Below are 20568 nucleotides of genomic sequence, written 5' to 3'. Positions count from 1 at the left end.
GCTCTCAGTACGCCCCGCGGCCGTCGGTGACGGCGCGCAGCGTACGGGCCATGAGTCCCATGTCCGTGGCCACCGACCAGTTGTCGACGTACCACAGGTCGAGCGAGACCGTCTCCTGCCAGGACAGGTCCGAGCGGCCGCTGACCTGCCACAGACCGGTCAGTCCCGGTTTCACCGTGAGCCGCCGGAGCTCGCGCTCGTCGTAGCGGGACACCTCCTCCGGCAGCGGTGGGCGTGGACCGACCAGTGACATGTCGCCGCGGAGCACATTGAGCAGTTGTGGGAGCTCGTCGAGCGAGGACCGGCGCAGCAGACGGCCGATTCCGGTCACCCGGGGGTCGCGGCGCATCTTGAACATCGGGCCGTCGATCTCGTTCGCGGCGACGAGCCGCTGCTTGTGGCTCTCCGCGTCGGCCACCATGGTGCGGAACTTCCACATCGTGAATGGCCGGTTGTGCTGCCCGTGGCGGATCTGGCGGTGGAACACCGGCCCGGCGGAGCCGAACCGTACCGCCGCGCCGATCAGGATCAGCAAGGGTGCCAGGACCAGCAGGCCGAGGGCGGCACCGACGCGGTCCACGACGGCCTTCAGGGCGGGCTGCGGCCCCCGGCGCAGGGGTGGTGCGATGTGCAGCAGGGTGAGCCCGGCCGCCGCGGTGGGCCGCACCCGGTAGGCCGCTATGCCCGAGAGTCCCGGCAGCACGGACAGCGAGAGCCCGCCGTCGTGCAGCCCCCGGGTGAGCCGGCACAGCCGCTCCTCGGAGAGCCGGGACCCGGGAACCACCAGTGCCAGGTCCGCCTCCTGGGCGAAGGCCCCGCCCAGCACGGTCGACACGTCGTCGTCGGCCGGAGCCGGTGCGAGCCGGCCCGGCACCGGAACCCCGCACTCCAGCGGTGCGGTCCCCACCGGGACCGCGGCCACGACCGCGTACGGATGGTCCGCACGGGACGCGAGCATCCGGACGGCGCGGTCCACCCCCGGCGCCTCGCCGACCACCAGCACCCGCCGGACGGCCCGCTGCCGGCGCCCCGGCCACGGCAGCCGCCGCAGAGCCTGCGCCGCGATGCCGGCCGGCAGGCCGGGCAGCAGTGCCACGACTCCCTCCGCGGGATCGGCCGATCCGCCGGTGATGGTGCTCAGCACGGCGAGCACACCTATGAGGAGCAGCCAGTCCCCGGTGGTGCCCAGTACCCCCGGCGGTCCGCCCGGGGGCCGGTCCGCGTACCGGGCGCGCACGGCCCGCAGGCCGGACCACGCCAGTGCGGCCACGGCCACGGACGCGGCCACCGCGGTCCGCGACTGCTCGCCGACGCGCAGGACGAGCCATGCCGGAACCCCTAGGCCGAGGAGTTCGGCGCCGACGACGACCGGTATGCACCGGGCCGTCCTTCTCCTCGCGGCGGCCGGCCCGGAACGTTCGCGCTGTGCGCTCGGCGCCCTCCACAATGCGTCGAGTTCGTTGCTGCGAGGCCGATCCGCAACAGACCGCGGACGCGGCGCTCCCGCCAGTCCCATGGGTGCTGATCTGTCCGAATCGGGTAGCTCGACATGCCCCATGAACCCCCCAGTCACAGTTGCATCGTCACAAACGGGGCGCATCCGCCGATCTCATGGACTGACGGATGCGCCCTCGCTCGGTGCACGATATCCACACACGTGCCATTTCGCTGGAGTTCTCGTGAAGTTCAGACATGCGCACTGACTCGGATCTCGTCCCGTTCCGCGCCGGATCTCTTGGTCTGCGGACAATTGTTGGCATTTGAAATGCATCTGAATCGGGTTGTGTGCGGACATGTGCGCCGGCAACTGCCCGGCCTGTCCACCAGGTTCGTCCGCGACGACGTGCTGTCGGGAGACCTTCCCCGGCCAACAAACGAGCAAGTGGGCAGTTGGTGACGGCTGTTGGCCGAATCGTTTCGGTGCGTTGCGCCGACGCGGGAGTGCGCCCGGGGCGGTGACGGAGGGGCGCGTGGTGCTCAGCCGCCGTCGAGTTCATCCTCGGGCCGGGCTGGCCAGGCGGCTGCCGCCCTTCCCGGCGACAGATGATCCACCACTTCGGCCAGTTCCTCGCAGGCGCGTTCGATCCTGTGCCGGATATTGCTCTGCTCGGTCACGAGCGCCGCGAGCAGCAGCGCGATCAGGGCCACGCAGCCGTTGAGCACGGTGAGGTTGACCATCACATGGAGGATGGTATGGCCCTCGAACGGACCCACCCCCTGCGTTCCCGCGATCACTGCCAGGACCGACACCAGGAAGGCGCAGGGCGCGCTTCCCGCCAGCCGGAATCGCAGGGCGGCCCAGACGACCAGGGGGAACACCAGGTAGAGCATCGCCAATGAGCTGCGGGTCGCCACCAACGAGACCGTGACGGAGACGATCAGCAGCACGCTCGCCTCGATCCACCGGTCGGTGGTCCGCGGCATCCGCAGCTTCCGCAGTACGAGCAGCAGCGGGGTGACCACGAGCACCCCCATCGCGTCACCCGACCACCATGCCGCCCAGACCGGCCAGAACCCGCTCAGGGGCAGTTTGCCGTCCAGCAGCAGCATGCCCGTGCCCACGGTCGCGCTGATGACCATCCCGGCCAGCGCGCCGAGGAAGACCAGCATGACCCCGTCGCGCAGCCGGTCCAGCTCCCTGCGGAAACCGGCCCTGCGGAGTATGAGATACGAGCAGACGGGCGCCACGGTGTTGCCCGCCACGACGGCGAAGGTGGAGGGCGTGACCGAGCCGCTGAGCGTGGCGACGACGAGCAGGGAGCCCAGCGCGATACCGGGCCAGGCGCTCAGGCCCAGGTAGAGCAGGGCGCCCAGCGCGATGCCCGTCGGCGGCCAGAGCGGTGTGACGACCGCGCCGTGGACGGACACCTCCCGGATGAGGCCGAGCCCTCCGGCCGCGTAGTAGGCAGCGGCGACGGCCAGGACACGCAGTACGGCCACGGCCGTACGTCTGGTTCTCTCGCTGCGGATCACGCATCTCATCAGACACCGCCCGGACGGGTGGCGGCTGTTTGACACGCCTACGGCCTGTCCGGGGGATCAGGGTCGGCCGGGGGCGGCCCCGTGACGTACCACGAGGACGGCGGCGTCGTCCTGGTGCCCGGTCTGCTCCGCCGCCCGCAGCACCGCGTCGGCCAGCTCGTCGGCGTTGGCGCCGACCTGTGCGAGCACCAGCCGCATGACCGCGTCCAGACCCCGGTCGATCGGGAACGAAGGACCCTCGACCACCCCGTCCGTGACCAGGACGAACGCGCCCGGAGCCGTCAGCTGCCGCCGGGTGACCGGATACCGCTCGCCCGCCTGGATTCCCAGGGGCAGCCCGCCCTCGTCACTGGTCACGCCGGAACGGCCGTCGGCCGTGGCCCACACCGCGGCGACATGCCCGGCGCGGGCACTGTGCAGTTCCCGGGTCTGCGGGTCGAGGCGGACGAACGTACAGGTCGCGAAGAGGCCGGAGCCCACCGAGACCAGCAGGTCGTTGGTCCGGCCCACGACCTCGCCGGGGTCCGTGGCGGTGGCGGCGATGGCCCGCATGGCGATGCGGATCTGGCCCATGAACGCGGCGGCCTCGACGTCGTGGCCCTGTACGTCCCCGATGGCGAAGGCCAGCGCACCGTCCGGCAGTACGAATCCGTCGTACCAGTCGCCGCCGATGTCCAGCCCGCTGCGGGCCGGTGTGTACCGGGCGGCGGTCTGGAGGCCGGGACGGGCGGGCAGCGCCGCGGGGAGCATCTCGCGCTGGAGCACCTCGGCCAGTTCCACCCGCGCCTGATGGAGCTCCACCTCGCGGCGGGCCCGGGAGGTGAGCTGTTGCAGCGTGGTGAGCAACTCCTCGGCGCTCGCCGAACGGGGAGGACGACGCCGGTTCATGGGCCGCTCCGCACTGCGTTCGTCCGCGCGGCGCAACACGGGGACTGCCGCGGCGGCGCCGACGGACCGGATCCCGGTGCGACGGCCGGCCGTCGCCCGCCTTCGGTGGAATTCGACATCCCGCATCCTATTTCGGCGGTGTGATCTCCGCAGGACGAGCCGGAACGGGCGAACCCGCGGGAGCGGGTGGATGCTGGTGGCAGGACCGCGTCGAGGCGGCGCATCGCGACCGGACGCGGTCGCAGGAGGTGCGCGATGACCCGCACGCTGGAGTGGAGGCTCCGTCTCGGTCTGACCGAGGACGACGGGACGACCAGGGCGGAGGCGGTGCTGGACACCGGTTCCGCGCAGCTCACCGGACACGGGGTCGCCCGTTGCAACCCGCAGGACGTGGACGTACCCGTCATCGGCGACGAACTCGCGGCGAGCAGAGCCATGAAGGACGTCGCCGCACAGTTGATGAAGGCCGCCGACGAGGAACTGGAGACCGTGGGCGCCGGACCCGCGAGCGGCCCCGTGGCCCCGCCCTACGCATGGTCCGACACCACGGCCTGATCCTCCGGGGAGCGCAGATGACCCGCATATCGATGACGGTGGACGGCACACGGTACGAGGACGAGGTCGAGCCCCGACTGCTGCTGGTCCACTACCTCAGGGACCACCTGGGCCTCACCGGCACCCCGGTCGGCTGCGACACCAGCAACTGCGGGGCATGCACCGTCGAACTCGACGGCGACAGCGTCAAGAGCTGCTCCGTGCTGGCCGTACAGGCCGACGGCGGGGAGGTGACGACCGTCCAGGGACTCGCTTCCGACGGCGGGTGGACACCGCTGCAGACCGCGTTCCACGAACAGCACGCGCTGCAGTGCGGCTACTGCACGCCCGGCATGATCATGGCGGCCCGTGACCTGCTCAAGGAGAACCCCGATCCCACGCCCGAGGAGATCCGCCACGGGCTGGAGGGCAACCTCTGCCGCTGCACCGGCTACCAGAACATCGTGCGCGCCGTCCTGGCCGCCGCCGCCGAGGAGCGCCGCCGCCGGGCCCCCACGCCCCGGCCCACGGAAGCCGGCCGGCCGGACGGGCAACGACCCGCGGCCCCGGTCACCGCCCGGCAGGAGGCACGGACATGACCGGTCCGGTCACCGCCGGGAAGCCACGCCCCGAGGTCGGCCGCTCCCGGACCCGCAAGGAGGACGCCCGGCTCGTCACCGGCCGCACCACCTGGACCGACAACATCACGGTGCCGGGCCTGCTGCACCTGGCGATCCTGCGCAGCCCCATGGCCCACGCCAGGATCGACCGCGTCGACGTGTCGCGCGCGCTGGAACGGCCGGGCGTGATCGCCGCCCTCACCGGCCGGGACCTGGCCGGCGAACTCGGCCCCATGCTGTGCGTATGGCCGGTGACCGAGGACATCGTCATGCCCGACCACCCCGCCGTCGCCGTCGACGAGGTGCGGTACGCCGGAGAACCCGTCGCCCTGGTCGTCGCCCGCGGCCGGTACGCCGCCGCGGACGCGCTGGAGGCCGTGGAGGTCGACTACACACCCCTGCCGCCCGTGCTCGGTCTGGAAGCCGCGCTGGCCGACGACGCCCCGCTCGTCCACGCGGACAAGGGCACCAACCGCTGCTACACCTGGCCGCTGGCCACGGGGGACTACGCGGCGCAGAAGGCCCGCGCCGACATCGTGCTCCGCCGCCGCTACACCCAGCAGCGCCTCATCCCCAACGCCATGGAGCCCAGAGCGGTGGTCGCCACACCGCCCACCTCGTCCAACGAGTACACCCTGTACTCCACGACCCAGGTCCCGCACGTGGCCCGGGTCATCCTCTCCATGGTCACCGGGATCCCCGAACAGCGACTGCGGGTGATCGCCCCGGACGTCGGCGGCGGCTTCGGCTCCAAGCTCCAGGTGTACGGGGAGGAGGCCGTCGCCCTCGCCCTGGCCAGGAAGCTCGGCAGGCCCGTCAAATGGACCGAGTCCCGCTCCGAGGGTTATCTGGCCACGCACCACGGCCGCGGCCAGATCCAGGACATCGAGATCGCCGCGACGAAGGACGGCGGGATCCTCGGCCTGAGTGTCGACCTGCTCGCCGACATGGGCGCCTACCTGATGCTGATCACCCCCGGCATTCCGCTGCTCGGCGCGTTCATGTACCCGGGGATCTACAAGATGGACGCGTACGCCTTCCGGTGCACCGGGGTCTTCACCACCAGAACGCCGACCGACGCCTACCGCGGCGCCGGCCGCCCCGAGGCGACCTTCGCGATCGAGCGGACCATGGACGAACTCGCGGCCGAACTCGGCCTGGACCCCATTGAGTTGCGCCGCCGCAACTGGATCGGCCACGAGGAGTTCCCGTACACGTCCATCGCCGGACTCACCTACGACAGCGGCAACTACGAGGCGGCCACCGACCGGGCCCTCGCCCTCTTCGGCTACGACGACCTGCGCGCCGAGCAGCGTGAGCGCAACGCGCGCGGCGACCCGGTGCGGCTCGGGATCGGCGTCTCCGCCTTCACCGAGATGTGCGGCCTCGCGCCCAGCCGCGTCCTGCGCGATCTGCGGTACGCCGCCGGGGGCTGGGAGGCCGCCACCATCCGCATGCTGCCCACCGGAAAGGTCGAGGTCAGCACCGGGACCAGCCCCCACGGACAGGGCCATGCCACCTGCTGGAGCCAGATCGCCGCGGACGTGCTCGGGGTGCCGTTCGAGGACATCGAGGTGGTGCACGGCGACACCAGGGCGGTCCCGCAGGGCATGGACACCTACGGTTCACGGTCACTGGTGGTGGGCGGACTGGCCGTCCACCACGCCGCGCTGAAGGTGGTGGCCAAGGCCCGGAGAGTCGCCGCGCACCTGCTGGAGGCCAACGAGGCGGACCTGGACTTCTCCGCCGGAACCTTCTCGGTGAAGGGATCACCGGAGGCGACGAAGACCATCCAGGACGTGGCCTTCGCGACGTTCTCGTCCCACGACCTGCCCGACGGAATGGAACCGACGATCAACGCCGGGCATCTGGTCGACCCGGACAACTTCTCGTTCCCCCACGGCACACACCTGTGCGCGATCGAGGTCGACACCGAGACCGGGCGGGCCCGCATCCGCAGCTACGTCTGCGTCGACGACATCGGGAAGGTGATCAACCCGATGATCGTCCAGGGCCAGATCCACGGCGGCCTCGCCCAGGGCATCGCACAGGCGCTGTACGAGGAGGCGGTGTACGACACCGAGGGCAACCTGGTCTCCGGAACGATGGCGGACTACCCGGTGCCCGCCGCACCGGACCTGCCGGACTTCGTCACCGACCGCACCGAGACCCCGGCGACCTCCAACGCCCTCGGCGTCAAGGGGGTCGGCGAGGCCGGGACCATCGCCTCCACCCCGGCCGTCGTCAACGCGGTCGTCGACGCGTTGCGGCCGCTCGGTGTGCGGGACGTGGCCATGCCGTGCACTCCGCTGCGCATCTGGCAGGCCGTCAAGGACGCACGGGCGAAGGGGGCGACGACATGATTCCCGCCGCATTCGACTACGCACGGCCCGACACCCTCGACGATGCGGTGCGCACGCTGCACGACGGCGGCGAGGAGGCGAAGGTCCTGGCGGGCGGACAGAGCCTGATCCCCATCCTCCGCCTGCGCCTCGCCTTCCCCGAACTCCTCGTCGACCTCGGCCGGATCCCGGAACTGCGCGGCGTCCGCGAGGACACCGCCACCGGATCGCTCGTCATCGGAGCCATGACGACCCACCACGACGTCATCCACGACCCCCTGGTACGCCGCCACGCCGGGCTGCTGGCCGCCGCCACCGGGACCGTCGCCGACCCCGCCGTACGGCACCGCGGGACGCTCGGCGGCTCGCTCTGCCACGCCGACCCGGCCGGCGACCTCCCGGCGGTACTGCTCGCCCTGGACGGCGAGATGGTGGCCGTGGGGCTGCGGGGCAGGCGCACCGTCCCGGCCCGCGAGTTCTTCGTCGACTACCTGCAGACGTCCCTGGCACCGGACGAGTTGCTGGTGGAGATCCGGGTGCCGAGGACCGACGCCTGGGGCTTCCACTACGAGAAGTTCAGCCGGGTCGCCCAGGGCTGGGCGGTCGTCGGTATGGCGGCACTCGTACGGTGCGACGACGGCCACATCGCCGAGGCCCGCATCGGCCTGACCAACATGGGCGCCACGCCCCTGCGCGCGAGCGCCACCGAGCAGGCGCTCGCCGGTACCAAGCCAGGCCCGGCCACGGTGGCACACGCCGCCGACGCGGCGGCGGAGGGCACCCGCCCCGCCTCCGACCTGTCGGCGACGCCCGAGTACCGCGAACACCTCGCCCGGGTGCTGACCCGGCGCGCGGTGCTGGCCGCGGCCGGGACGGAGTGACAGGTGACCGGACCGGCGGCCGGGGCGAACGGAACGGGCGGGCCGCAGGGCGGACCGGCGGAGCTGCGCGCCCGCCTGGGGCGAACGGGCTACCTCGTCGACGAAGGGCTCGCCATCGCCTGCCTCCTGGCGCTCCGGCTGCACCGGCCGCTCTTCTGCGAGGCCGACGCGGGCGTGGGCAGGACGGCCCTCGCGGATGTTCTCGGCGCACCTCTGATCCGCCTCCAGTGCTACGAGGGCATCGACGCCTCCCAGGCCCTGCACGACTGGGACCTTCCGCGCCGGCTGCTCCATCTGCGGGCCGCCGAAGCCGCCGGGATCACCGAGGCCGACCGGCTGGAGAGCGAGCTGTACAGCAGACGCTTCCTCATCGCACACCCCTTGCTCCAGGCGGTGGAGACCCGGCCATCCGTCCTGCTCGTCGACGAAGTCGACCGGGCGGACGACGAGTTCGAGGCGTTCCTGCTGGAACTCCTCTCCGAATACACGGTCACCGTCCCCGAACCGGGCACCCTGCGTGCCCAGTCGACGCCCGTGGTCGTCCTGACCTCCAACCGGACCGGGGAGGTCCACGACGCGCTGAAACGGCGCTGCCTCTGCCACTGGTTCTACCACCCGGGCTTCGACCGCGAGCTCACGATCGTCCGCGGACGACAGCCCCAGGTTTCCGCCCGGCTCGCCGCACAAGTCACCGCGGTCGTACAGCGGTTGCGGACCGAGAACCTGCTCAAGCCGCCCGGAGTGGACGGGACCATCGACTGGGCCGAGGCCCTGGACGCGCTCGGCGCCACCGAGCTGGAAGCCGCACCGGCCTTCGCCACACTCGGCTCGGTACTGAAACACCGTGAGGACGCGGAACGCGCCCGCTGCCTCGGCCTGTCCGCGGTCCTCGCGGCGAGGGGGGTGCGACCCGTGCCCACCGCACCCGCCATCGATGCGACCGCCGTCGCCGTGGGACTCACCCGGGCACTGCGCGCGGCCGGTGTGGCCACCGGCCCCGACCGCACCCAGATGTTCCTGGGCGCGCTCGACCTGCTGAACCCCGCACGGCGCTCCGACGTGTACGGGGCGGGCCGGCTCACCCTGTGCGGCAGCCAGGACGACCTGGAACGGTACGACCGCGTATTCGCCGCCTGCTTCGACCGGGACCCACGACCCCGCCCCCCGACCCGGCCCGCGACCCGTCCGAAGCCGCAGCCGCGCGCGGTGGCCACCGGGTCCGGCATGCCGTGCGGCCCGGACGGGACGAACGACGACCGGACACCGCCCACGGCGGCCCCGGCAAGCTCCGCGGAGACGCTGCGCACCTACCTCGACCGCTGGGGGCAGCGCTCCTGCGCACGGGGAGCGGTGGTGGTCGTCCTCTCCGACGGCTGGGAGCGCGCGGACCCCGCACTGCCCGCCGCCCGGATGCGCCGGCTGCACCGGCTGGCGCATCGCGTGGTCTGGGCCAACCCCCGCAAGGCGCAACCCGGTTACGTACCGCTCGCGGCGGGCATGGCGGCGGCACTGCCGCACGTGGACGCGTTCGTCGAAGGGCACAGTTCGGCGGCCCTGGAACATCTGGCCGCGGTGGTGCGGGGGGTGGCTTCCGATGCGTGAGATCCTGCCGGTGCTCGGCCGCTGGTACGCCGCCGGGGAGCCGTTCGGGCTCGCCACCGTCGTCGCGGTCACTCGCAGCGCGCCGCGCGGCCCCGGCGCGGCGATGGCCGTGGGCCCGGACGACGAGGTCGTGGGCAGCGTCTCCGGGGGCTGTGTCGAGGGCGCGGTCTTCGAACTGGCCAAGGAAGTCGTGGAGACCGGGCGGGCCCGGCTGGAGACCTTTGGATACAGCGACGAGGACGCCTTCGCCGTCGGACTCACCTGCGGTGGTGAGATCACCCTCCTGGTGCGCCCGGTGACGTCGGCGAGCGACCCCGCCTTCGGCGAGGTCGCCGCATCGGTCGCCGGGCACCGCCCGGTGGTGGTCGCCACCGTGACCGACGGACCCGCCCCGCGCGGCGCCGCCCTCGTGGTCCGGCCGGACACCGTCTCGGGGTCCCTGGGCGCGAGCGGCCTCGACGCCGCGGTGAGTGCCGACGCACGCGGGGAACTCGCCCGGGGGGCAACGGGGCTGCGGCACTACGGCCCGAACGGCGAACGGCGCGAGGACGACGTCGCCGTCTTCCTCCAGTCGTTCGCCCCGCCGCCCCGGATGCTGGTCTTCGGCGCGATCGACTTCGCGGCGGCGGTGGCCGGGATCGGCGCGTTCCTCGGATACCGGGTCACCGTCTGCGACGCCCGCCCCGCCTTCGCCGACCCGCGCCGCTTCCCCGACGGCGCGGAGGTCGTCGTCGACTGGCCGCACCGGTATCTGCGCGACACGGAGACCGACGGGCGGACCGTGATGTGCGTACTCACCCACGACCCCAAGTTCGATGTCCCGCTGCTGGAGGTGGCACTGCGCACCCCGGCCGCGTACATCGGTGTGATGGGCAGCCGCCGGACCCACGAGGACCGCATGGCCCGGCTGCGCGAGACGGGGCTCGGCGAAGCGGAACTGGCGCGGCTGCGATCCCCCATCGGCCTCGACCTCGGGGCGCGCACCCCCGAGGAGGTGGCCGTCTCGATCGCCGCGGAGATCGTGGCCCTGCGCTGGGGCGGCACGGGCAGCCCGCTCACGGAGACGGCCGGGGCGATCCACCGCCCGCGGCCCGGATCCGGGTGACCGCGCCGGCCCCATGACCCCGCGGTCTTCGTGACCGCTGTGATTCGTGAGAGGAGCGGACCATGCAGCTGCAGAACACATTCACCGTGCCGGTCCCGGTCGACGAGGCCTGGCGGGCACTGCTCGACATCGAACACGTCTCGCAGTGCATGCCGGGCGCGACCGTGGAGGAGTTCGACGGTGACACCGTCAAGGGCTCCGTGAAGGTGCGGGTGGGACCGATCACCGTGACGTACCGGGGCACGGCGACCTTCCTGGAGAAGGACGACGCGGCCCATCGCATGGTTCTGTCCGCCCGGGGCAGCGAAGTACGCGGCCAGGGCACGGCGAGCGCGACGGTGACCGCCGCACTGACCGGCCACGACGGCGGGACGACGGTCTCGGTGACCACCGACCTCACCGTCACCGGACGGCCGGCCCAGTTCGGCCGCGGGGTCATGAGCGATGTGAGCGACGGACTCGTCGGCCGGTTCGCCGACTGCCTGGCGCAACGGCTCTCGGCCGCGCAACCGTCCGCATCGGCACAGCCCGCCGACGACGCGGCGGACACCTCACCGACGGGCGGGGCCGAGCCGGTCGATCTGCTGCGCACGGCGGGCGGACCGGCGGCCAGGCGCGCCGCGGGGACGGTGGCCGTGGCCGCACTCGCCGTGCTGCTCGCCCGGCGCTGCTGCCGCTGCCGCTGCGGCGGCGCGTGCCGCACGTGTCACACCGGGTGACCGCCGCCGGAGCCGTAGCGTTGCGCGCTGAAGTCACCGATCCGGTGCTGCCGGGGCCGCGGAGGACACCATGTGCTGGAGTGCGACCGCCGACCTCGTCGCCGGCACGGGCATCGCCGCCATCGGCGTGGCGTGCGTCGCGAGAGTGCGCCGGGTGCGTGATCTGCCGCTCGCGGCGTTGCCGCTGCTGCTCGGCGCCCACCAGATCATCGAGTCCGTGATCTGGCGCTCGGGCGGCGGCACCGGCCCCGCCACCCTCGCCTGGGCCGTCATCGCATTGCCGCTGCTGCCGTTGTGGGTCCCGCTCGGCGTGCTGTGGGCCGCGCCGCCCGGCGCCCGGCGCCGCCTGCTGGTCCCGGTCGCGGCCGGAATCGCGACCGCCGTTCCGCTCGGGTACTGCCTGGCGACCCGTCCGGTGACCGCCGAGATCCGCGGGCACACCCTCGGCTACGCGCTCGGCCTGCCCCGCTCCGGACTGCTCGTCGCCGGATATCTCCTGGCCACGGTCGGCGCCCTGCTCCTGTCGGGGGACCGGTCGCTGGGGCGGCTCGGGGTGCTGGTTGCCGTCGGGGCCGCCCTCTGCGCGGCGCTGTGGCGTCTGGAGTCCGTCTCGACCTGGTGCGCCTTCGCGGCGGTGTGCTCGCTGATCCTGCTGTGCCGGCCCCGCCCGGACCCTGCGAGCGACCGGACGGCAGTTTGACGACTGGGCCTAGACCGGCCGGGGCAGGCCGATCGGATTGGGGAACGGCAGCAGCTTCGCCCCCAGCACCTGCCGGGTCGGCAGCTCCAGGGCGGCGAGCAGTTCGTCCGCCGCGCTCTCGGCGAGGGGGCACAGCAGCCGGGCGGCCAGCCGGTCGGTGGTCTCCTCGACGAGCTCCCGTTCCCGGTGACCGCGTGGCGTGGCATCCGACTCCGCGTCGATCAGGCCGCGGGAGCGAAGCCGTTCCTCGGCGTCCGCCCACTTTGCCTCGCTCCAGCCGCGGTCGAGCCGGATGCCCTCGCGCGGGACGCGGTCCGTGGCAGCGGCGAGCACGAGCGCCTCGGGCGCGTCGAGACCGTGGTCGGCGAGCGCGGCGATGTGCGCATCGCCCCGGAACTCCCGCAGCGTGGTGGTGAGTTGCCACAGGCTCTCCACCGGATCGGTGCGGTCGCACAGCGGGCGGTTCGCGGCGAACAGCGGTCGGGCGAGCGGCGAGGCGGCCGCCACCATCGCGGCGAGCGGCGGGACGAGCCGGCCGGCGAGGGAGTCGACTCCGGGGACCAGGCGGCGCAGCGCACGGGCGGCGAGCCGGGCGCGCAGATCGATGAGCTTCTCGGGGGTGACGACCCGCCACGCGTCGGGCAGCGCACGGGCCACCATGCCGGGTGCGAAGACGCCCAGCGCGGCGGTGGCGGCCTCGGGGCGGATCCGCCCCATGGGGGCCGTACGGGTGGCGAAGTACCCCATCCAGAAGCCCTTGAGGCCGACGGACTTCCCGATGCCCCGGCACTCCTCGTCGAAGTAGATCACTGCGTGGAGGGGCTCGGTACGCAGCCACAGGGTGCGGGGTCTCGACTCCATGGAGCCAACCTAACGCGCGACGGGCCGGCCACGCCCGGCGACGACGGGCGGGCGGGAGCCGCCGCACGGCCCGAGCCCGCCCGCCTGGCACACGCGCCGGGGGAGCGGAGGTGGTGACGGCTCAGCCGCCGGTGCCGAAGTGCCGCTCCACGATCGCCGCGGCATCGGTGCCGCGCGGCAGGATGCCGTACTGGTGGCCACGGGCCTCGCCGAGCCGGGCGGCCACGAACGCCCCGGCCGCCGCCGCGGGAGCGTGACGGAGCATCAGCGAGGCCTGCAGGGCCAGCGCCATGCCCTCGACCGACGCTCGGGCGCGGGTCTGCGCCGCCAGCGGGTCGCGCAGGTCCTCGGCGAGCTCCTGGCGCACCCGGCGGACGTGTGCGTCCAGCACGGAACTGGCACCGGCCGTGGTTTCCAGCTCGGCCCAGAAGGCGTCCAGCGACTGCGGTGTTCTTCCGATGCCCCGCAGCACATCGAGGGCGATGACGTTGCCGGACCCCTCCCACACCGCCATCACCGGCTGCTCGCGGTAGCGCCGGGCCAGCGGCCAGTCCTCGGTGTAGCCGTTGCCGCCCAGGCACTCCAGCGCCTCGTAGGCGTGGTGCGGGCCGCGCTTGCAGATCCAGTACTTGGACACCGCGGTGGCCAGCCGGCGGAACATCTCCTCGGACTCGCCGCCGCCGCTCTCGTACGCGTGGGCCAGGCGCAGCGAGGTCCAGGTCGCGGCCTCCGTCTCCAGCGCCAGGTCGGCGAGGACCGCCGTCATGGCCGGCTGGTCGGCCAGCCGGGCACCGAAGGCGCTGCGGTGCCGGGCGTGCCAGATCGCCTCCGACACCGACTGGCGCATGCCCGCGGTGGTACCGAGCACACAGTCGAGCCGGGTGTGGTTGACCATCTCGATGATGGTCGGGACACCGCGGCCGGGCTCGCCGACCCGTACCGCCCAGGTGCCGTCGAACTCCACCTCGGAGGAGGCGTTCGACTTGTTGCCGAGCTTGTTCTTCAGCCGCTGGATGCGGACGGTGTTGCGGGTGCCGTCGGCCAGTACCCGCGGCACGAGGAAGCAGGTGAGTCCGGCCTCGGCCTGGGCCAGCACCAGGAAGGCGTCCGACTGCGGGGCGGAGAAGAACCACTTGTGGCCGGTCAGCAGATGGGCCCTGCCGTCGGGGTCGGAGCCCAGCGGGACGGCCCGCGTGGTGTTGGCGCGCACGTCGGAGCCGCCCTGCTTCTCCGTCATCCCCATGCCGAAGGTGAGCCCGGACTTCTCGCCCGGGGCGATCGACCGGGGGTCGTAGGCGCGGCTGAGCAGCCCCGGCAGCCAGTCCCGGCCCACCTCCGGATCGCGCTGCAGGACCGGGACCACGGCATGCGACATGGACATCGGGCAGGCGTGGCCGGGCTCGATCTGGGCGAACAGCATGAACGACGCCGCCCGCGCCACCGCCGCTCCGGGCTTCGGGTCGGCCCAGCCCGCGGTGTGCGTGCCGTGGTGCACGGCCCTGCCGATGATCTCGTGGTACGCGGGGTGGAAGTCGATCTCGTCGACGCGGTTGCCGTACCGGTCGTGGGTGCGCAGGACGGGCGGCGAGTTGTGGGCGAGCTCCGCGGAGGTCTGGAAGTGCTCCGCGCCGACCAGGGTGCCGATCTCGTGCAGCTCCGGTTCGTGCCAGGCCGCGCCGAAGGTGCGGACGGCCTCGGCGAGCGGCAGGTTGGTGCCGTACTCGTCGAGGTCCTTCCGGGGCGGTGCCTGGTTGGTGACCTCGTGGGTGGGGTGCGGCGCGGGGGCTGCGGGCGGCAGGCCGGTCCGGTGCTGGGTGACGGTCATGGCGGGTGGTCCTGTCCTGGGTCGGCGGTCGGGGGGCGGGGGAAGCGGCGGGGCGGGACGGGCGGCTCGGGTTCAGGCGCCTTGGGCGCCGACCGCTCTGAGGCACAGCGCGGTGATGCTCTCCACGACCGGTTCCGGGTCGGTCCGCGCACCGACCGGGGAGAGCGGCCCGAGCAGTGCCTCGCCGACCGCACCGATCACGGCGGCGGCCGACAACTGGGCGTTCTGCGAGGGCAGTTCACCTGCGGAGATACCGGCGACGATGACCGTCTCGGCGAGGATGTGGTAGCCGCGCCGGTAGGTGAGCCGCTCCTCCTCGACGAGCGGATCGACCGGTTCGGCCAGCAGCGCCCAGGCCGTACGGGGACTGCGCAGCGCGCGGTACGAGAAGACCTCGACGAGCGCGCGCAGCTGCTCGGTGACGCCGCTGTGCGCCTGCACCGCCTCCCGTACCGCGCTGAGCTCATGGCCCGCGACATGCCGGAAGACCGCGGCGAGCAGCTCCTGCTTGGAGGCGAAGTGGTTGTACACGCTGCCGGTGGCGACGCCGGCCCGCCGGGCGAGCGCGGAGATGCTGGCCGCCGGGTACCCACCCTCGGCGAGCAGCTGCCGTGCCGCGTCGAGCAGGCGTTCACGGTGGGCGATCCGGGTCGCTTCCGTGCGGGCGGTGGGTCGGTAGGCCATGGTCTGAACCCCGATTCATATCTTCTGTTGTCCAGCCAACCACTGTTGTTCTCCGGGTGCAATGGCCCGTCACGGAAGCGTCCGGCCCCGGTCAGGAATCGTCCGTGGCGGGCCCGAGCTCCTGCTCGGTCCACAGGGTCTTGCCGTCGGCGCTGTAGCGGGTGCCCCAGTGGGTGGCGAGCTGGGAGACGATGAACAGTCCGCGTCCGCCCTCGTCGACCGTGCGGGCATGGCGCAGATGGGGTGAGACCGGGCTGCTGTCGTGCACTTCGCAGGTGAGCGTGCGGTCCAGGATCAGCCGCAGCCGCAGGGGAGGGGTGCCGTAGCGGACCGCGTTGGTGACGAGCTCGCTCACGATGAGTTCGGTCGCCTCGATCGTCTCCTCGTCGAGGTGCCAGCCGTCGAGCCGGTCGCGCACGAGCGTGCGGGCCGTGCCCGGCGTGGTCCGGTCCTGGAGCAGCTCCCAGACCGCGACCCGGTCCGGCGGGACCACACCGGTCCGGGCGAGGAGCAGGGCGGCGCCCCCGGGGTGTGCGTCGGCCGGAAGGTGGTAGACCACGTCGTCGCACAGGTCCTGCAGGCTGCGGCCGGGGTCCGCGAAGGCCTCGCGCAGGCCCGCCGACTGCCGGCCCTCGGGCATGGGGGTGCCGGAGAAGAACGCCAGAACACTGCCTTCGTCGAGTGCGAAGGTGGCCGTGGCGAAGGGGGCGCTGTCGCCGGAGAAGAGCCGGGGACCCTCGGGCACGTCCAGGGGCTTCGTGGTGCCGTCGGGGGCGACGAGGCCCGGTGTCGCGTCCCCCGCCCGCGCGATGGTGCAGGTGCCGGCGAACGGGTCGTGGACGGCGTACATGCAGGTCGCCGACCGGGACTGCCCGAGCAGCCGGTCCCCCGGCGGCAGCGCCGCCCGTTCCCCGGCGAGGCGGTCGGCGGTGTCGGCCAGCCGGGCGAGCACGTCGTCGGGTTCCAGGTCGAGTCCGGCCAGCGCGTGGATGGCGGTCCGCAACTGGCCCATGGTGATGGCCGTCTGGAGCCCCGGCCCCTCGACGGCACCGACGATCAGGGCGGTGCGGGCGCCGGAGAGGCCGATGGTGTCGAACCAGGAGCCGCTGTTGCGTCCGGGCAGCAGGACATGGGCGGTCTCCACGGCGACGTGGTCGCTGTCGTGCTGCGGAAGGAGCCGGCGCTGGACCGTCGAAGCGATCACATGGTCGCGCTCGTACTGCCGCGCGTTGTCGATGCTGAGGGCGACATGGGCGGCGGACGTCAGCGTCAGCGGGAGATCGTTCTCCTCGAAGGGCTCCGACTCCCGGCATCGGTAGAGACTCACCAGGCCGAGGACCGCGCCGTGCAGTTTCAGCGGGACCACGATCATGGAGTGGGCCCCGATCGCCTCGATCAGCCGCGTGCTGGCGGGGGCTGCCTCCAGCCAGGGCGTCCGAGCGGTGATCCGGACCAGCCGGGGCCGCAGGTCCGAAACGGCCAGGGCGTAGGGCGTACGGGCGGGCAGCCGGCGCATCTCGCCGACGAGGCCGTCCCGGTGACCGTCGGCACCGAGCCCCCGGAGGGCCGCGCGGCGCAACGGGACATCGTGTCCCAGCGGCCCCATCGGCGGGTCCGATCCCCGCAGGACCTCGTCCACCACCTCGACGACGGCGAAGTCGGCGAACACCGGCACCACGGATTCGACGAGCCCCTCGCAGGTGGCCGCCACATCGAGCGACCTGCCCACCCGGGTGCGCACCGCGGTCAGACACGCCGCCCGGGTGCGTGCCTTCTCCTCCTCGTCCACATCGACGACCGTGGCCAGCAGCCCGAGCGTCCGCCCCCGGGCGTCGTCCAGCCGGTGGACGGACACCTTGAGGCTGCGATCGGGGCCGGGCATGTCCATGAGCCGGCCGCGGACCACGAGGTCGCGCACGGCCACACCGCTCTCCAGCACTCCGCGCAGCACCCGCTCCGCCTCGTGCGGCCTCTCCAGCCGGTACGCGGCGGTGAAGTACTGCCCCGCGAGGCGCTCGGCGGGCACGCTGTCGGACAGGACGTTCGCCCGTATCACCCGCAACCGCGTGTCCAGTACATGCAGTCCGACGGCGGACTGGGCGAACAGGGTGTGCAGGATCGCCGCCGCCATACCGTCGGCCCCTGCCGGCTCGGGGACCGGTGCACCGGCGTCCGACACGGATTCACCCCCATCAGGCTCCGCCCGCCCGCCCGGATCGGCAGGTTAGGGACAAGCGTCGGCGCACCGCGCGGACTCCGCCACCCGGGGAGCGGCGGACGGGGGAGCGCCGTCCGGCCGGTGCGCGCGACCGCACCGGCGTGCCGCGGGCGCGACTCCCGCATTTCGTCCCGGGTTCACCGGGTGGTTCCGGAATGAAGAAATCCTCCTGGTGGCGGCCCCGCGGTCCGGCCCCGGACCGCCGCCGCCCCGCACGAAGGAGAACGACGCGTCATGTCCCACCCCGTGCCCGAATGGGCCGACCCCCAGGTTCCCGCGGAGTCGCTCGACCCCCAGGGCCTCAGCCGCCGAGGGCTGATGCGCCGCGCCGGTCTGTTCGGCGCGGCCTTCGCCGCCGCCTCGCTGCCGCTGCCCGCCCTGGCCGACAGCCGGGGAGGCCGGTCCCACGGGCACGGTCACGGACACGCCCCGGACCTGGTCTATCTGGTCGGTGACCATCACAACCACTCCGTGTACAGCCACGACGCCAAGTACACCTTCTCCCAACTCGCTTCGGCAGGACAGAAGTTCGGCCTCGACTGGATGGTCTTCACCGAGCACAGCAACATCGGCCACGCCGAGTTCGGCGCCGCGCAGGAGCACCGGGAGATCCTGAAGGCCCGAGCCGACAACAAGCGCATGCTGATCTTCCAGGGGCTGGAGTGGTACATCCCCGGAGCCGAGCACTGCACCGTCTTCTCGCCGCCCGGACGGCACGAGGTCGACCTCCTCACCCGCTTCGAGGAGGCCTTCGACGGCAAGCTGCTCGGCTACACGGCCGGCGCCCCGACGCACCCCGACACCCCGCGCAACGAGGCGCACGCGCTCAAGGCTCTCAAGTGGCTGGCCGAACAGCGCCGCACCCGGTACGTCGACGACGTGCTCGTCCTCGCCAACCACCCCATGCGCCTCGGCATCGACTCCCCGCACGAGATGCGCGGCTGGCGCGACGCCGCCCCCGAGATCATGATCGGCATGGAGGGCGCGCCCGGCGCCCAGGCCGGTGCGATCCCGGGCTGGCACCCGGACACCAACATCCGCGGCGAGTACACCAACTCACCGTCCGCCGACTCCTGGCCCGGCTACCCGCGCGAGGCCTACGTCACCTACGGCGGATTCGACTGGGCCACCGCGACCGTCGGTGGCCTGTGGGACGCCATGCTGGCGGAGGGCAAGCTCTTCACGATCACCTCCAACTCCGACGTCCACCGCGTGGCCCAGGACACCTGGGTCAACGGCGACTGGCCGCCCGGCCGGGACTTCGACAACACCGGCCACCTCCCCGACCCGTACAACACCACCGAACCGCAGCCCGGCGGCGACTTCTGGCCCGGCCAGTTCAGCCGTACGCACGTCGGCGTCACCCGGTACGGCTACCGGAACGTGATGGAGGGGCTGCGGGCCGGCCGGGTCTGGGTCGACCACGGCCATCTCGTCGACGGCATCGACGTCAAGGTGCGCGGCGAGCACGGCAACAGCGCCACGCTCGGCGGCCGGCTGCGCGCCCGGCGCGGCGAGCGGCTCACCCTCACCGTCACGGTGACCGCCGCGTCCCGCCGCAACCCCTACGGTGTGCTGCCGCGTCTGGAGCACGTCGACGTCATCCGCGGCGCGGTCCGCGGACCGGCCGCCGACCGTGACGACTGGCGTGCCCCCGACACCCGGCTCGCCCACACCGCCGATGTCTCGGGCCGCCGCGGCACGTACACCCTGCGCATCCCGGTCGGCCGCGCGGACGAGCCGTTCTACCTGCGGCTGCGCGGCAGCGACGGCAAGCGCCACGGCAAGGGGTTCCTCGGCGCGGCGATCGACCCGCACGGCCCGCTGCCGCACGAGCCGGGCCGGGGCAACCCGTGGCTGGACACCTGGTGCTACACCAACCCGGTCTTCGTGGACGTCGTCCGCTGAGCCCGCCGCACGGCCGGGGGGGGCCCGAGGGGGGGCCCGGGCGGGACCCAGCCCCCCACAACACGGGGACCAACACCCCCGCCCCCCCCCCCCCCCCACGGGGAGCGCCCCCCCCCCCCACCCCGGGGTACGTGCCGCGCGGCCGGACCATGCTCAGCGAGTACTCGCCTGGCCGGGTAGCCCAGCGGCTCGCAGGCACGTTGAAGTGTTCGCCCGACACTACGATATGAGTATGTCGATTGGGCCCGCTCGAACGGGTTGGAGGGCCGGCGGGCGCTGCGACCAGCAGGCCTGTGGCCTCGGCGGGCGTCTTGATCAGGACATCAGGGTGACCCACCGGCCGGTGCCGCCTGTCTCGACGCATTCCTGATACGGATTCAGCGGGCCCGGCTGTTCCCGGCAGTTCCAGACGGATCCTGCGGCATGGATGGTCGTGGCCCCTTCGCCGCCGCTGTTCCAGCTCCGCGTGTAGGCGCTCGCGACCTGGAGTGCCGTGGCGCAGTCCCTGGCATGGGCCGTCCCCACCGCGAGCCCTGACGCTCGATCGGTTCCGCAGATGACGCCGACCGCCTCGCTCGTGTTCTCGCCGGCGGCCCTCGCCGCAGGTGCCGTCAGAGCCAGTACGGCGATGCCGACCGCTCCTGCGGCTGCACTTCTCATCGACGCGTTCATCCTCTTGTCTCCTCTTCCCTGACGACC

At 72.9% G+C, this 20568-nt stretch carries 17 protein-coding genes; 9 read left to right on the top strand and 8 right to left on the bottom strand.

Annotation, left to right across the window (positions count from 1 at the left end; all coding sequences use genetic code 11):
- Positions 1–4: 4 nt before the first annotated feature.
- The 3 genes from ACFV8T_RS02225 to ACFV8T_RS02215 form a co-directional block, all read right to left on the bottom strand.
- A complete protein-coding gene (locus tag ACFV8T_RS02225) occupies positions 5–1516 on the bottom strand; it encodes an exopolysaccharide biosynthesis polyprenyl glycosylphosphotransferase (protein WP_385323477.1) in 1512 nt (503 codons plus the stop codon).
- 461 nt (positions 1517–1977) lie between these two features.
- Entirely contained in the window at positions 1978–2973 is a 996-nt protein-coding gene (locus ACFV8T_RS02220; protein WP_385323476.1) for an MASE1 domain-containing protein, read from the bottom strand.
- A gap of 66 nt (positions 2974–3039) precedes the next feature.
- Positions 3040–3870, bottom strand: a complete 831-nt coding sequence (locus ACFV8T_RS02215) for a PP2C family protein-serine/threonine phosphatase (protein ID WP_385323474.1) — start codon at positions 3868–3870, stop codon at positions 3040–3042.
- Between the two features lie 255 nt (positions 3871–4125).
- On the opposite strand from ACFV8T_RS02215, the gene ACFV8T_RS02210 reads away from it, so the two are divergent.
- From ACFV8T_RS02210 to ACFV8T_RS02175, 8 genes are all read left to right on the top strand, one after another.
- Complete coding sequence (locus ACFV8T_RS02210) at positions 4126–4425, top strand: DUF1876 domain-containing protein (RefSeq protein ID WP_385323472.1); 300 nt, start codon at positions 4126–4128, stop codon at positions 4423–4425.
- Positions 4426–4442: 17 nt separating this feature from the next.
- Positions 4443–5003, top strand: coding sequence for a (2Fe-2S)-binding protein (locus ACFV8T_RS02205; protein ID WP_385323470.1), 561 nt, complete (start codon positions 4443–4445; stop codon positions 5001–5003).
- Positions 5000–7387 carry a xanthine dehydrogenase family protein molybdopterin-binding subunit gene (locus tag ACFV8T_RS02200; RefSeq protein ID WP_385323469.1) on the top strand — a complete coding sequence of 796 codons (2388 nt, stop codon included), beginning with the start codon at positions 5000–5002 and terminating at the stop codon, positions 7385–7387. Before ACFV8T_RS02205 ends, ACFV8T_RS02200 begins: the two co-directional genes overlap by 4 nt.
- Positions 7384–8247, top strand: a complete 864-nt coding sequence (locus ACFV8T_RS02195) for an FAD binding domain-containing protein (RefSeq protein WP_385323467.1) — start codon at positions 7384–7386, stop codon at positions 8245–8247. The genes ACFV8T_RS02200 and ACFV8T_RS02195 overlap by 4 nt, the downstream gene beginning before the upstream one ends.
- Before the next feature lie 3 nt (positions 8248–8250).
- Positions 8251–9849 (top strand): VWA domain-containing protein, encoded by a 1599-nt coding sequence (locus ACFV8T_RS02190; protein ID WP_385323465.1) that lies wholly within the window; start codon positions 8251–8253, stop codon positions 9847–9849.
- Positions 9842–10954: an XdhC family protein gene (locus tag ACFV8T_RS02185; protein ID WP_385323463.1), complete on the top strand. Its 1113-nt coding sequence runs from the start codon at positions 9842–9844 to the stop codon at positions 10952–10954. The genes ACFV8T_RS02190 and ACFV8T_RS02185 overlap by 8 nt, the downstream gene beginning before the upstream one ends.
- A gap of 62 nt (positions 10955–11016) precedes the next feature.
- On the top strand, positions 11017–11673 hold the full coding sequence (locus tag ACFV8T_RS02180; RefSeq protein WP_385323462.1) for an SRPBCC family protein: 657 nt from the start codon (positions 11017–11019) through the stop codon (positions 11671–11673).
- A gap of 70 nt (positions 11674–11743) precedes the next feature.
- Positions 11744–12373 carry a DUF6629 family protein gene (locus ACFV8T_RS02175; RefSeq protein WP_385323460.1) on the top strand — a complete coding sequence of 210 codons (630 nt, stop codon included), beginning with the start codon at positions 11744–11746 and terminating at the stop codon, positions 12371–12373.
- Positions 12374–12382: 9 nt separating this feature from the next.
- Here the strand turns inward: ACFV8T_RS02175 and ACFV8T_RS02170 are convergent, their stop codons facing one another.
- The 4 genes from ACFV8T_RS02170 to ACFV8T_RS02155 all read right to left on the bottom strand — a co-directional run bounded on the left by ACFV8T_RS02170 (position 12383) and on the right by ACFV8T_RS02155 (position 17922).
- Positions 12383–13234, bottom strand: coding sequence for a hypothetical protein (locus tag ACFV8T_RS02170; protein WP_385323458.1), 852 nt, complete (start codon positions 13232–13234; stop codon positions 12383–12385).
- A 121-nt stretch (positions 13235–13355) separates the two neighbouring features.
- Positions 13356–15059: an acyl-CoA dehydrogenase family protein gene (locus tag ACFV8T_RS02165; RefSeq protein WP_385323456.1), complete on the bottom strand. Its 1704-nt coding sequence runs from the start codon at positions 15057–15059 to the stop codon at positions 13356–13358.
- 72 nt (positions 15060–15131) lie between these two features.
- On the bottom strand, positions 15132–15743 hold the full coding sequence (locus ACFV8T_RS02160) for a TetR/AcrR family transcriptional regulator (RefSeq protein ID WP_385323455.1): 612 nt from the start codon (positions 15741–15743) through the stop codon (positions 15132–15134).
- A 91-nt stretch (positions 15744–15834) separates the two neighbouring features.
- Entirely contained in the window at positions 15835–17922 is a 2088-nt protein-coding gene (locus tag ACFV8T_RS02155; protein WP_385323453.1) for a SpoIIE family protein phosphatase, read from the bottom strand.
- Positions 17923–18195: 273 nt separating this feature from the next.
- Between ACFV8T_RS02155 and ACFV8T_RS02150 the strand changes: the two genes are divergently transcribed.
- Positions 18196–19869, top strand: a complete 1674-nt coding sequence (locus ACFV8T_RS02150) for a PHP domain-containing protein (RefSeq protein WP_385323451.1) — start codon at positions 18196–18198, stop codon at positions 19867–19869.
- A gap of 315 nt (positions 19870–20184) precedes the next feature.
- Here ACFV8T_RS02150 and ACFV8T_RS02145 read toward each other — a convergent pair whose 3' ends face one another.
- Complete coding sequence (locus tag ACFV8T_RS02145; RefSeq protein WP_385323449.1) at positions 20185–20529, bottom strand: hypothetical protein; 345 nt, start codon at positions 20527–20529, stop codon at positions 20185–20187.
- Positions 20530–20568: the final 39 nt, after the last annotated feature.

Origin of the sequence: Streptomyces sp. NPDC059832, from assembly GCF_042731715.1 — a bacterium.
In the GTDB taxonomy this organism is placed as follows: Bacteria; Actinomycetota; Actinomycetes; order Streptomycetales; family Streptomycetaceae; genus Streptomyces.
The sequence above is the reverse complement of the archived record's forward strand: the minus strand, read 5'-3'. Positions and strand labels throughout refer to the sequence as shown.